13 protein-coding genes and 1 riboswitch are annotated in these 12875 nt (G+C 37.5%); of the genes, 10 read left to right on the forward strand and 3 right to left on the reverse strand.

Annotated features, from left to right (window positions below):
• Positions 1-96: 96 nt before the first annotated feature.
• Positions 97-1083 carry a S8 family peptidase gene (locus LJC66_RS03890; protein ID WP_372586371.1) on the reverse strand — a complete coding sequence of 329 codons (987 nt, stop codon included), beginning with the start codon at positions 1081-1083 and terminating at the stop codon, positions 97-99.
• A gap of 353 nt (positions 1084-1436) precedes the next feature.
• Here LJC66_RS03890 and folP point away from each other — a divergent pair, with 353 nt between their 5' ends.
• The 3 genes from folP to LJC66_RS03905 all read left to right on the forward strand — a co-directional run bounded on the left by folP (position 1437) and on the right by LJC66_RS03905 (position 3973).
• The gene (gene folP / locus LJC66_RS03895) at positions 1437-2285 is read left to right on the forward strand and encodes a dihydropteroate synthase (protein WP_230931824.1); all 849 of its coding nucleotides are present in this window, start codon (positions 1437-1439) and stop codon (positions 2283-2285) included.
• 118 nt (positions 2286-2403) lie between these two features.
• Positions 2404-3537 (forward strand): zinc-dependent alcohol dehydrogenase, encoded by a 1134-nt coding sequence (locus LJC66_RS03900; RefSeq protein ID WP_230931825.1) that lies wholly within the window; start codon positions 2404-2406, stop codon positions 3535-3537.
• Positions 3538-3778: 241 nt separating this feature from the next.
• Positions 3779-3973 carry a hypothetical protein gene (locus LJC66_RS03905; protein ID WP_013055532.1) on the forward strand — a complete coding sequence of 65 codons (195 nt, stop codon included), beginning with the start codon at positions 3779-3781 and terminating at the stop codon, positions 3971-3973.
• A gap of 26 nt (positions 3974-3999) precedes the next feature.
• Here LJC66_RS03905 and liaG read toward each other — a convergent pair whose 3' ends face one another.
• The gene (gene liaG / locus LJC66_RS03910) at positions 4000-4869 is read right to left on the reverse strand and encodes a LiaG family protein (RefSeq protein ID WP_195695291.1); all 870 of its coding nucleotides are present in this window, start codon (positions 4867-4869) and stop codon (positions 4000-4002) included.
• Positions 4870-5256: 387 nt separating this feature from the next.
• Positions 5257-5358, forward strand: a riboswitch (purine riboswitch).
• 138 nt (positions 5359-5496) lie between these two features.
• Here liaG and LJC66_RS03915 point away from each other — a divergent pair.
• From LJC66_RS03915 to bioA, 5 genes are all read left to right on the forward strand, one after another.
• Complete coding sequence (locus LJC66_RS03915; protein ID WP_013055534.1) at positions 5497-6690, forward strand: NupC/NupG family nucleoside CNT transporter; 1194 nt, start codon at positions 5497-5499, stop codon at positions 6688-6690.
• Positions 6691-7007: 317 nt separating this feature from the next.
• Positions 7008-8444 carry an amino acid permease gene (locus LJC66_RS03920; protein ID WP_013055535.1) on the forward strand — a complete coding sequence of 479 codons (1437 nt, stop codon included), beginning with the start codon at positions 7008-7010 and terminating at the stop codon, positions 8442-8444.
• A gap of 132 nt (positions 8445-8576) precedes the next feature.
• The gene (locus LJC66_RS03925) at positions 8577-9140 is read left to right on the forward strand and encodes a biotin transporter BioY (RefSeq protein WP_230931826.1); all 564 of its coding nucleotides are present in this window, start codon (positions 8577-8579) and stop codon (positions 9138-9140) included.
• 32 nt (positions 9141-9172) lie between these two features.
• Positions 9173-9895, forward strand: a complete 723-nt coding sequence (gene bioD / locus LJC66_RS03930; RefSeq protein WP_230931827.1) for a dethiobiotin synthase — start codon at positions 9173-9175, stop codon at positions 9893-9895.
• Positions 9876-11249, forward strand: a complete 1374-nt coding sequence (gene bioA, locus LJC66_RS03935; protein ID WP_195695290.1) for an adenosylmethionine--8-amino-7-oxononanoate transaminase — start codon at positions 9876-9878, stop codon at positions 11247-11249. Before bioD ends, bioA begins: the two co-directional genes overlap by 20 nt.
• 109 nt (positions 11250-11358) lie before the next feature.
• Here the strand turns inward: bioA and LJC66_RS03940 are convergent, their stop codons facing one another.
• Complete coding sequence (locus tag LJC66_RS03940) at positions 11359-11541, reverse strand: YolD-like family protein (protein WP_013081858.1); 183 nt, start codon at positions 11539-11541, stop codon at positions 11359-11361.
• Between the two features lie 376 nt (positions 11542-11917).
• On the opposite strand from LJC66_RS03940, the gene LJC66_RS03945 reads away from it, so the two are divergent.
• Together LJC66_RS03945 and LJC66_RS03950 are read left to right on the forward strand one after the other, a co-directional pair.
• Positions 11918-12583 carry a TerC family protein gene (locus tag LJC66_RS03945; protein ID WP_050689286.1) on the forward strand — a complete coding sequence of 222 codons (666 nt, stop codon included), beginning with the start codon at positions 11918-11920 and terminating at the stop codon, positions 12581-12583.
• Between the two features lie 129 nt (positions 12584-12712).
• On the forward strand, positions 12713-12850 hold the full coding sequence (locus tag LJC66_RS03950) for a hypothetical protein (protein WP_195695289.1): 138 nt from the start codon (positions 12713-12715) through the stop codon (positions 12848-12850).
• Positions 12851-12875 lie beyond the last annotated feature (25 nt).

A 12875-nucleotide genomic window follows, 5' to 3' on the forward strand; every position in this document is an offset into this window, starting at 1 on the left:
CAATGGTTTGTCTTTATTTCAAGTTAACGAGAACCAAGAAGGATTCTCGTTAATCTGGGAAAACCGGATCATGTAATGATCCGGTTTTCTTATTTATTACTTACTAGGATTGATACGGGCTACGTTAATAATATCATGTATTTTCTCTACCAAATCGAGCATGAGAAATCCGTTTCCTTCAGAGCTTTTCCGGTATCCAAGAGGGAGCGTCCTTCTTACAAGTTGAGCATAGATTTCGGCTTCGATTAAAGAGCGGCCAAATTCCTTCTCACATAAGTTAATTAATAGAGCTAAAGCTCCTGCTACGTGGGGAGTTGCCATTGAAGTTCCTGAAAGAGTCGCATATTTACCTTCTAAAAAAGTAGAGATGATGTTAACTCCCGGTGCCACTAAATCCACTTCTTCATTGACGTTGGTAAAAGGAGCCAAGCTTAAGCTGTTGTCCACTGCTCCTACTTGAATGACTTCGTTGTAACTTCCTGGATATGAATATTCAAAGGTTTCTTCGCGGTCGTCACCTTCGTTTCCAGCTGCAACAACGACAGAAACATCTTTATTCACAGCATTCTGAACAGCTTCGTGCAGTTCTGGAACGTCTTGTGGTCCCCCCAGTGACATGGAAATAACTCGTGCTCGCTCATTGTTAGGACCGCGCCATTCGACGGCGTAGTTAATAGCGTCAATAATCCATTCATAATTTCCTGATCCTTCACCGGTAAGTACTTTTAAGCTTAGAATTTTTGCTTTGGGTGCCACCCCTACGACCCCTTCATTATTAAGCGCAGCAGCAATGGTACCAGACACGTGAGTGCCGTGCCCATTATTATCTTCAAATACAGAAGAATCTCCGTCATAATCCGTAGTGAAGTTTCTTCCTCCGATAATACAATCTTTTAAGTCAGGATGATTTGTGTCAACACCAGTGTCGATAACTGCAATTACAGTGCCTTCTCCTTGATTGCTTTGTTCCCAAATAGCAGGCGCTTGAATTAAGCTTACTCCTTTAGGCGTTTCGTTTGTTGAATCGATAATCGACTCAATTGTATAAGGAATTAATTTGACTTGTAACGGTTGTTGAGTCATAGTCATCCTCCTTAAAATGAATTCCATAAAAATGGAAGTTGCTTACTTATAAATTCCCAACTATTGCTATAAATTAAACACTTTTCATGCGAATCCTTTCTTTTTGAATAAAAAGACTCACAAAAGATGTGAGAAAAGGAAAAAAGACCCTGAAGACAAGTCCGATAGAGATTTTTAATGTTATCTATGTATTCACTTTTAATGTTTATCTCACACTATAGAAGAAAGAAACTCTAAGAAAAATCACATAGGACCGGCGACTTTTGATATAATTACGAACGGTATGACATTCTCAAAATACATGATATTTATAAATATACATTAATTTGCAAATTACGAAGGGGCTGAGGATAGTGTCAACTTTAACGTCTCAATCCGTCATTAAATGTGGAAAGTATAAGCTGAATTATGCGGACCGTACGCTTATTATGGGGATTTTAAACGTAAACCCAGATTCATTTTCAGACGGCGGAAAATACTACGATGTAGATAAAGCGGTTGCTCATGCTGAGGAAATGGTAAAGCAAGGAGCAGACATCATTGATATCGGAGGAGAATCAACTCGTCCTGGTTATACAAGAATTAGCGATGAAGAAGAGATTAAACGGATTGTGCCCGTTATTTCTGAAGTGGCTAAGCGCGTAGAGGTGCCGATCTCCGTAGATACATACAAATCGGAAGTGGCCAAGCATGCGCTAGAAGCAGGAGCACATATTATTAATGATATATGGGGGGCAAAGGCTGATCCTAAAATGGCTCAAGTGGCAGCTGATTATAATGTTCCTATTATTTTAATGCATAACCGTCATGAGCCCAACTATACAAATCTGATTACAGATATGATAAGTGATTTAAAAGAAAGCATCTCCATTGCAAAAGCTGCAGGAGTTCGCGACAATCAAATTATTTTAGATCCAGGCGTTGGCTTTGGAAAAACGGCTGCCCATAATGTAGAAGCAATTCAGCATCTAGATCAGCTGACAAAGATGGGCTATCCTGTGCTGCTTGCTACTTCTCGTAAAGGATTTATTGGACAAATAGTCGATGCTCTTCCTACGGAAAGAATGGAAGGAACCGCAGCTACTGTATATGCTGGGATTGCACAAGGCGTTCAAATAGTTCGTGTTCATGACGTATTAGAAATCAAGCGCTTTGTAAAGATGGCAGATGTACTGGTAGGAAAACATGTCTTTCAGTTTTAATAATCATTAAAGCAGATGCGTAAGCGCTGCTTTTTTATTTTCCTTGATTTATCCGGATAGAATACATGCCTTTAGATAAATTTAAGTAGCATCAAGGTTTTAAAAATGGAGGGTAAAAATGAAAGCGGTAACGTATCAAGGACCTAATCAGGTAAAAGTAGCAGAAGTAGAAGATGCGAAGTTAGAGAAGAAAGATGACATTGTCATTAAAATAACGTCAACCGCTATTTGTGGTTCTGATCTGCATTTATATCAAGGAAGTATGCCATTGCCTCACGGTTATATTATTGGTCATGAACCGATGGGAATTGTGGAAGAAGTAGGGCCAGATGTTACAAAAGTAAAAAAAGGAGATCGCGTTATTATTCCGTTTAACGTAGCGTGCGGACAGTGTGCCTACTGTAAGGATGATTTAACGAGCCAATGTGATAATTCTAATCCACATTACGATTCTGGCGGCTATTTTGGATATACTGAAAAGTTTGGAAATCATCCAGGAGGTCAAGCTGAATATTTAAAAGTGCCGTTTGGGAATTTCACACCGTTTGTGATTCCGGAATCGTGTGAATTAGAAGATGAATCGCTTCTTTTTTTATCAGATGTGCTTCCAACTGCTTATTGGAGTGTAGAGCATGCGGATGTTAAAAAAGGTGATACCGTTATCGTACTCGGCTGCGGGCCAGTAGGGTTAATGGCTCAAAAGTTTGCTTGGATGAAAGGTGCCAAACGGGTTATCGCAGTAGATCATGTTCCATACCGAATGCAGCATGCAAAGAAAATGAATGCCGTAGAAACCTTTGACTTTACAGAATACCCAGATATGGGGGAGCATTTAAAAGAAATCACAAAAGGCGGAGCTGATGTGGTGATTGACTGTGTAGGTATGGATGGCAAAAAGTCGCCTCTTGAATACATTGAACAAAAATTAAAACTTCAAGGTGGAACGCTCGGACCCATTCAAATTGCGACAAAAGCCGTTCGTAAATGTGGAACCGTCCAACTCACCGGGGTATACGGAAGCAACTATAACAGTTTTCCATTAGGAGCTTTTTTTGCTCGAAATGTAACTCTCAAAATGGGGCAAGCTCCTGTCATTCCCGTTATGCCAAAATTATATGATCAAATTGTACAAGGAGAATTCGATCCAAAAGAAATTATTACTCATAAAGTCGCTTTAGAAGACGCAGCTGATGCCTACAAAATCTTTAATGATCATCAAGATAACTGCATTAAAGTCATTTTAAAACCTTAAAAGGCCATTTTTATTAGGTCAAGATTCCTGAGCAGTGAAGCTCGGGAATTTTTTATGTATATAAAGTGGGGGAGGAAAATAATGCACGATTGGATGGTTGATTTTACATAATTTAGCTTTATGATAGAAAGAGAAGATATAGCGCTTTCATGTTCTGGTTAAGTCGTGCTGCTTAAAATGAAATAAATAACATCTTGATATTCAGTCTTATTCAATCACCGAAATATGGAGGAGAAAATGAATGAAACTAGCATTGCTTCTTGTCATTATTATCGGCGTTGCTGCCCTTGCAGGTACGATCAGTGCTGCAAAGAAAGTAGATGAAGATTACGGGAAATCTAAAAAGAAAAGTATAGTGAATTTATCTATTATTTACGGAGTCGTATTCATAGGATCAATTGTAGGAGTAGCATGGTATATTGCAGTGAGACCATAAATAAAACGAACACTTCCGTGTTCGTTTTATTTTGATTTTAACGTTAATTCTCCGCTTGAAACAGCTGCATCAATAGGATATTTTCCATTTCCGTGCTTTCCTTTTAAGACATCTTCTGTTACGGTTGCATTGCTTAACTTAAAGTCATTGTTTATATCACCGCTGCTTACTTTTCCATTCACTTTAAAACCAGCGCTTTTCGGAAGAACCAGCACGGCATCTCCAGATCCTACATCTACAGAAACGGCCTCTTCTAGCTTTTTAAAATCCATATAGAGATCACCAGATCCAATGCGCGCCTGAAGTTTTCCTTGATAGTTTGTTCCTTTAATTTCCCCAGAGCCTACAGCAAATTTAGCCGTTTGGCTTTCAACATTACTCAGCTGTAAATCTCCAGAATTGACATCCGTACGAAGAGAGGTGCTCCTCAAGTTTGAAATATTTGCATTTCCAGAACCTACTTTAATCGAAACATCTTTCAGCTGAAGCGCTTGCTCAGGCTGTGTAGCAACTTGAAGGTCCCCAGAACCTACCGTAAGCGCAAGGTTGTGGTGATAATCTCTAGGAATGTAGATTGTCACTTTTGTATTTGAAAAAATAGAAAGCCATTGAAAAGGACTTTTTTGATAAGTGACGACTAGGGTGTCTCCATTTTGCTTTACATCTACTTTTCCTTTACCTTCTACTTTTGTTTTAATATCTTGACGATCTTGCGGCACGACAGTTGTACTAATGCTTGGAGAGTCGATTTGAATACGCTGAATATCACTTGATAACGCCGCTTCAGACTTGGACGTCTTGAATGAACTTAACGACCAAGAGAAGGGTGCAAACGCAGTAGAAAAGAGGACTGCCGTACCACCTATCACTAAAATAAAAGCCAATATTTTTTTCACGTTATAACCCGCTTTCTACCTAAATTAAATTTGTTTCTTCTACCATAAAGTGTAAAATGAAAAGCGGTTAATTTCAACGAACAGCAGGATTATTTTTTTCTACGTCTCAAGTCGTAAAAATGAAATATTTTTTTTGAGGAATTAAATGAAAAGCGAAGTAGATATTTAAACATACTCATCAAAGAATCAAATTCTTTGTTTCAAAAATAGGAAAATAATTGAGCTAAAAGAACGGTTAAATTCACTTTTTTTGTGTAATTTTCTGATGGGTAGTTCAAAAGAAGTAATAAATAAATAGAATTTTCATACCAATTTTATTATTCCGAAAAACTTTTAAAGTGTTGATTATTAAAAAAATAAAGGGTAGAATTTGTTCATATCAATTGAATACAGCTAAGATTACGATCTTGTATATTATCAGTAATATGGTCTGATAGTCTCTACCTAGTAACCGTAAAAAACTAGACTACAAGAAAGTTTGGATATAAGCAGCAAAAAGAAGGGCGTATTCTCATGAATACAGTCTTCTTTCAAAGCTCTTACTTTTCATACTTTCTGTTATTGTCAGAATTTATGAAAAGTAAGAGCTTTTTTTGTTTTTTAAATACACACCTGGGAGTGGCTTGCATGTACTTTTTATTAAATTTATTAGGCGTTTTTGTAGTAATGGGTGTCGTCTTCTTATGTTCTCCTAAAAAGAAAGAAATAAAGTGGCGTCCTATTGCTTCACTATTGGTTGTTGAAGTCCTCATTACTTGGTTTATGTTAGGAACTTCAATCGGAACATGGATCATTAATAAAATTGCTTCGTTCTTTACTTGGCTAATTTCCTGTGCTAACGATGGAATTGCTTTTGCGTTCCCATCCGTAATGGGAAATGAAACGGTTGACTTTTTCTTCAGTGCATTACTGCCTATCATCTTTGTCGTGACATTTTTTGATATTTTATCTTACTTTGGTATTTTAACGTGGATTATTGATAAAGTAGGCTGGGTCATTTCAAAAGTTTCTCGTTTGCCTAAATTAGAAAGCTTTTTCGCTATTCAAATGATGTTTTTAGGAAATACGGAAGCATTAGCGGTTATTCGTAATCAGCTTTCTGTGTTGAAAGACAACCGTTTGCTTACGTTTGGAATTATGAGTATGAGCAGTATTAGCGGATCTATTATCGGTGCTTATTTAACGATGGTTCCCGCTACGTATGTGTTTACAGCAATTCCACTGAACTGTTTAAACGCGCTTATTTTAGTGAGCTTATTGAATCCAGTTCATGTTACAAAAGAAGAAGATATGATTTACGTACCGCCAAAGTCGGAGAAAAAAGACTTTTTCTCTACCATTTCAAACAGTATGTTAGTCGGAATGAACATGGTTATTGTTATTTTAGCGATGGTTATTGGATATGTAGCTCTTACATCTGCGCTTAACGGTATTTTAGGCGTTATCGTAGACGGCTTGACTGTACAAAAGATTTTCTCTTATATCTTTAGTCCATTCGCATTCTTACTAGGGCTAACGGGACATGATGCAATGTACGTAGCTCAGCTGATGGGTATCAAGCTAGCAACAAATGAATTCGTGGCAATGATGGATTTGAAGAAAAATCTAGATACACTTCCACCGCATACGATTGCAGTTGCTACAACATTCTTAACATCTTTTGCTAACTTCAGTACGGTGGGTATGATTTATGGGACGTATAATTCTACGTTATCAGAAGGTAAATCAACGATTATTGGAAAAAACGTATGGAAACTGCTTGTGAGCGGTATCGCTGTTTCGTTATTAAGTGCTATGATTGTTGGATTGTTTGTTTGGTAAAAAGTTAAAAAAAGCTGTGCTTTCGTCTTAGAAAGCACAGCTTTTTTTCTTGTTGCATCACCTATTCATTTGCAGAAAAATGGTTATGAATATCCACAGTAAAAGAAAATCACACTATTCAAGAAAAATTCATTTTACTTTTGCAGAAAAACATTTTAAATCTAGTGAGCATTATGTTAAGATTACAAAAGGCTGTTTCATTTAAATTGAGAACACCGCATAAATATGTAAGTAAATATGCATAGAAAACAAAGGTTTATTAATTTTTTTCTAGGTAATATCTCGTAATAAATAGGTTGAAAGGAAATGTCGTTAATATGATAGAAGGACAACAGCAAACAAATGAATTAAAAAAGACGATGAAAAGCAGACATTTGTTTATGATTTCGCTCGGCGGGGTTATCGGTACAGGTTTCTTTTTAGGAACAGGATACACGATTAGCCAAGCAGGAGCGATTGGAGCGATCCTTTCGTTTATCGTAGGTGGCTTCATTATGTACTTAACAATGCTTTGCTTAGGGGAACTTGCAGTAGCAATGCCAGTTTCCGGTTCGTTTCAGACATATACAACAAAATTTATTGGCCCTGGTGTTGGTTTCGCTTTTGGATGGTTATATTGGTTGGGCTGGGCTGTAACGGTTGCATTAGAATTTTTGTCAGCAGGTCAGCTTATGCAAAGATGGTTTCCTGATTCTCCTGTATGGATCTGGTGTGCTATATTTGCCCTTTTATTATTCTCATTAAATGCACTGTCAGCTAAAGCGTTTGGTGAAGCGGAGTTTTGGTTTGCCAGCATTAAAGTGTTAGCTATTATTTTATTTATCGTGCTTGGTGGAGCTGCTATGTTTGGTTTTCTTCCATTAAGTAATGGAGACAGCGCACCGCTTTTCTCTAATTATACGGCTCACGGTGTGTTTCCTCACGGAATTAGTGCCGTGTTGATTACCATGATTACAGTTAACTTTTCATTCCAAGGCACAGAGCTTATTGGTGTAGCAGCTGGGGAAAGTGAAAACCCAGACAAGACTGTACCAAGAGCAATTAAACAAACGGTATGGAGAACGCTTGTATTTTTTGTACTAGCTGTAGCTGTCTTAGCGGGTATGATTCCGCTTGAAAAAGCAGGCGTAGTTGAGAGTCCATTTGTTGTTGTATTTGACCAAATTGGTATTCCATATGCAGCAGATATTATGAACTTTGTTATCCTAACGGCACTGTTATCTGTAGCTAACTCAGGTCTTTATGCAGCAACGCGTATGCTGTATTCATTGTCAAAAGATAACATGGCAAGTTCAGCTTTCATGAAAGTAAATAAACGCGGTGTGCCGATGAATGCTCTGCTTTTAACATTAGGCATTGCGCTTTTATCTTTACTTTCAGGATTCTTTGCTCAAGAAACAGTATTTGTATGGCTCATTTCTGCAGCGGGTTTAGGTGCACAAATCGGCTGGATTACGATTGCTGCATCACTGCTTGCATTTAGAAAAAGATATATAAATCAAGGAGGGCAAATCGAGGATTTAAAATTTAAAGTCCCTCTTTACCCGGTATTACCTTTAATCGCATTAGTATTAAATACAATCGTATTGGGAAGCATGGCATTTGATGCAGAACAGCGAATGGCGCTGTATGTCGGTATTCCACTAGCGCTGCTGTTTTATGCTTATTATCACGCACGTGTAAAAAAGAAAGTTGATTTATCTATCAGCCGTCAAGAAGTGCAGCTTAAAGACGACAAAAAAGTAATTTTATAAAAAAAGACGCAAAAGCCTGGGCTTTTGCGTCTTTTTTTATTGTTTATTTGTCAACTTAAAATAAAATTAAGTTGACAAATAAAAAGGAATTATTGCAAACTTAAAGCAGCGAAAAGAGAAAGGAGGGTGAATATGAAACCGAAAACAATGGCGTATGTTTCCTTATTTGCAGCTTTAACGGCGATTGGTGCATTTATAAAAATTCCTATTCCCTACATACCGTTTACTCTTCAAATTGTTCCTGTTTATTTAGCCGGTGCGCTGTTAGGTCCGCGTTTAGGTTTGTATAGTCAGCTATGCTACATAGGTATTGGGTTAATCGGTGTTCCGGTTTTTGCAGAAGGAGGAGGTTTAGGGTATATTTTCAAACCAACGTTTGGCTATTTAATTGGCTATGCTATGGGTGCATTTATGAACGGCTACCTTATTCAAAAATATGACTTAAAGAAACCTTTTTCTATCTTTTCAGCTAATTTATCTACGTTAGCTATTGTGTACGCAGTCGGCTGCTTCTGGCTTTATGGAGCAATGAAATGGATACTTGAAAAGCCTCTTTCACTGAGCGATACACTTCTTTTTGGAGCTGTTTTGCCAATGCCTGGAGATCTTTTGTTGTGTATTTTATGTTCAGTGCTGATTCACCGAATGCAGCCTCAATTTAGTCGTTTGTCATCAAAGCGGGTTAAAGCGGGATAACTAAGACATAGAAAAAAAGGAGAGAAAAGAAAATGGGCAAAGCGTATTTTATTACGGGAACTGGAACAGATATTGGAAAAACCCTGGTTACAAGTATTTTGTATAAAGTACTTGGTCGTCTAGGAATAAAAACGACAATTTGCAAACCATTTCAAACTGGCTATCAAGACAAAATTGGAGGTTATCCGGATATTCACTGGTTTGAAACAAGGCTCGGAGTAGCAGATACGGGTATTTATCAGTTAAAGCCGGAGACGTCTCCTCATTTGGCTATTGCACTGAGCAACAAGCAAGTAGAGCCTTCAATCGTCTTAAAACGCATTAATGAATTAAAAAAGAAATTTGATGTAGTGCTCGTAGAAGGAGCGGGAGGTCTTGCCGTACCTTTAATTGAGAAGGAAACAACGTTCTATATGACAAAAGATTTGATCATAGATGCACAGATGCGGGTTATTGCTGTTGGAACAACAGGGTTAGGAGCTATTCACGATGCGCTTTCTACCTTTTCATATGCAAGTGAGCATCACCTTAAAATCAACGGACTCATTTTTAATCGTTTTAATCACAGCAGTATCATTCATAACGATAATGTTCGAACGATTGAAAAGCTGCTTCAAATATCATCTTTAATGACCGTTCCAGTATTCACACATATCGATGAAGAGTTAGATGCATATATTGAGAAAATGATGAGGCAAAAAAGTGTTATTCAACATATTCAGGAGTTGTTTGAATGTGCCGTATCAAAAAGCTGAGCTGGAGAAATGGGATAAAGAATATGTATGGCATCCGTTTACGCAAATGAAAGCTTACCGTCAATCCAACCCTCTTATTATTGAAAGAGGAGAAGGAAGCTATTTATATGATGTAGAGGGAAACAAATATTTAGATGGATACGCTTCTCTATGGGTGAACGTGCATGGACATAATGATCCGGAATTAAATACAGCTTTACATATACAAGTGGAAAAATTAGCGCATTCTACGCTGCTTGGATCCGCAAACGTTCCATCTATTTTGTTAGCCAAAAAGCTAGCGGAAATTACCCCTGGCAGCTTATCGAAAGTCTTCTACTCTGATACAGGCTCCGCCGCTGTCGAAATTGCGTTGAAAATTGCCTATCAATATTGGCAAAATCTCGACTCTGTAAAGTACAAAAATAAAAATAAATTTATCTCATTGAATGAGGCATATCATGGAGATACAATTGGGGCAGTCAGTGTGGGAGGCATGGATTTATTTCATCGCATCTTTAAGCCTTTGCTGTTTGAACGAATTCCCGCACCTTCTCCTTATACTTACCGTATGGACGGGGTAGAAACGGAAGAGCAAGCTTCAGCTTACTGTATTCAACAGCTAGAGAAGCTCTTGCAGAACAAAGGAGAAGAAGTAGCCGGTTTGATTATTGAACCGCTTGTGCAAGGAGCAGCGGGTATTATTACACATCCTCCCGGTTTTTTAAAACAAGTAGAGCGTCTGTGCAAAGCGTACGGGGTATTGCTGATTTGTGATGAAGTAGCCGTTGGATTTGGACGAACCGGAACGCTGTTTGCATGTGAACAAGAAGATGTTGTACCGGATATTATGTGTGTAGGAAAAGGGATAACAGGAGGGTATATGCCGCTTGCGGCTACGTTAACAAGCGAAAAGGTATTTAATGCTTTTTTAGCTCATCCAGATGAAAATAAAACGTTCTTTCATGGACATACGTATACCGGAAATCAATTAGCCTGTACAGTAGCGCTTAGAAATATTGAACTGATAGAAGAAAGGGAGTTAATCCGTAGTGTAAAAGAAAAGGAAAAAGTTTTTAAACGTTATCTATTAAAGCTTTATGAACTGCCTAACGTGGGAGACATTAGACAAAGAGGATTAATGGCAGGAATCGAAGTTGTGAAAGACCGCCAAACAAAGTCTATTTTTGAAGATAAAAAAGTGATGGGAGACATCATTTTAGCGGCTCGCCAAAAAGGTTTAATTATTAGAGAGCTAGGTCCTGTGATTACGATGATGCCTATTCTTTCAATGACAGACGAAGAATTAAAAACAATGGTTGAAATTGTATATGAATCAATTAAAGAAGTAATCGCACGTCATACAGTGAGTTAAATAAAAAGAGGATAGGACAAAAGTTTTTTATTTAGTTGAAAAAAGATCCGAACGATTCATCGTTCGGATCTTTTTATGGTTATGGGAACGTGAATTTCTTCTTTTTTTATCAATAAATATTTTTAATGCTTGATAGGCGAAGTGATCGTACATGCTGATTTTCATCTTTTAATAGAAGCGTTTGTTCGAGTAAGTTTAAGTTTTGAATATAACCTTTTACCGTTTGAACAAAACCGTTGTTTTGATAGTTAATAGTTAATAATTTATTTGTTTTTAATGCTTTTAAAATCATACCTATTTTCTCCCTTCTTATATCGTAGCTGCCGAAAAACTACAAAATAATGAAGAAGCATTGGAGGCTTGTATTATTTATAAAAATTACTCTGTTTTTTATAAATGCTCTCCTGCTACTAATAATAGAGGGTGATGGTGAAAAACAGATGAAAGATAAAGGATAAGGTTTGATTTATTGTAATGAACTGACTTTTCCTTTACAAATACCTATTTCAAATTTCTTTTTAGTGATAAAATACTGTTAGTGAAATAACTACTTCTCTTCATTAAAGGGTAAGAAGGGGTTATATTGATAGAGTTTTAGTTCTCTATTTCTAGTAATGAAATAAGAGATAGAGAAATAGACTAATAAAAATCAATCAAGGAGTTTTTTTATGGATCAGAGTTTTATTTTAAATCTTTTAGAAATTTTACTGATTAACATTGTACTGAGTGGCGATAACGCAGTCGTGATTGCTTTAGCTTGTCGGAATCTTCCGGACCAGCATCGAAACAAAGCGGTTGTTTTCGGTACATTAGGAGCGGTTGTATTACGTGTAGGGCTAACGTTTGTCGCGGTATATTTATTAACAATCCCATTTTTAAATTTCATCGGAGGCCTGCTTCTTCTATGGATTGCAATTAGTCTTTTAAAAGGTGAAGATGACGGAGATATTAAAGCGAATTCAACTCTAGCAGGTGCTATTAAAACAATTATTATAGCGGATCTTGTTATGAGTTTAGATAACGTAGTAGCGGTTGCGGGTGCGGCTAACGGCAATATTCTACTCATTATCCTTGGTCTTGTTATCAGCATTCCGTTAATCATTTGGGGAAGTCAGCTTTTAATGAAAATTATGGAAAAATTCCCGATTATCATCATTGCCGGAGCAGCGCTTCTTGGCTATACTGCTGGTGAAATGATCTTTAAAGACAAAGCGGTGGGACATGTATTAGAAGGATTAAATCCGTATTTGCATACGATCGTTCCTATTTTGTTAGCTATTTTAGTTGTTGTTGTTGGGAAACTTAGCGGACGTTCTAAAAAAGAAACGCATTAATCCTAAAAAGAGGTTGGGACAAAAGTATTTAAGATGAAGTGAAAAACGAACCACTAATCAATTTTGATTAGTGGTTCGTTTTTTTGTTGTGGTGAACGTAGGCTTCATTTATTTAGATCCTTCTAGCAGTTGATTGGAGGACAAGGCGAAGACTCCTGCGGGAAAAGCGGAACAGATGAGACCCCGCAGGAGCGTACGCGACGAGGAGGCTCATCGGCCGCCCGCGGAAAGCGAAGTCTTGTACGGAAATCAACTGCGGTGCCATAAGCGGTTCAGCTCATGTATCCCATTT

Origin of the sequence: Priestia sp. TSO9 (assembly GCF_021029645.1) — a bacterium.
Classification (GTDB): Bacteria; Bacillota; Bacilli; order Bacillales; family Bacillaceae_H; genus Priestia; species Priestia megaterium_E.

Coding starts and splice junctions, on each gene's coding strand:
- LJC66_RS03890 (WP_372586371.1), bottom strand. CDS start 1,083: ATGACTCAACAACCGTTACAAGTCAAATTAATTCCTTATACAATTGAG.
- LJC66_RS03900 (WP_230931825.1), top strand. CDS start 2,404: ATGAAAGCGGTAACGTATCAAGGACCTAATCAGGTAAAAGTAGCAGAA.
- LJC66_RS03905 (WP_013055532.1), top strand. CDS start 3,779: ATGAAACTAGCATTGCTTCTTGTCATTATTATCGGCGTTGCTGCCCTT.
- LJC66_RS03915 (WP_013055534.1), top strand. CDS start 5,497: ATGTACTTTTTATTAAATTTATTAGGCGTTTTTGTAGTAATGGGTGTC.
- LJC66_RS03920 (WP_013055535.1), top strand. CDS start 7,008: ATGATAGAAGGACAACAGCAAACAAATGAATTAAAAAAGACGATGAAA.
- LJC66_RS03925 (WP_230931826.1), top strand. CDS start 8,577: ATGAAACCGAAAACAATGGCGTATGTTTCCTTATTTGCAGCTTTAACG.
- bioD (WP_230931827.1), top strand. CDS start 9,173: ATGGGCAAAGCGTATTTTATTACGGGAACTGGAACAGATATTGGAAAA.
- LJC66_RS03940 (WP_013081858.1), bottom strand. CDS start 11,541: ATGATTTTAAAAGCATTAAAAACAAATAAATTATTAACTATTAACTAT.
- LJC66_RS03945 (WP_050689286.1), top strand. CDS start 11,918: ATGGATCAGAGTTTTATTTTAAATCTTTTAGAAATTTTACTGATTAAC.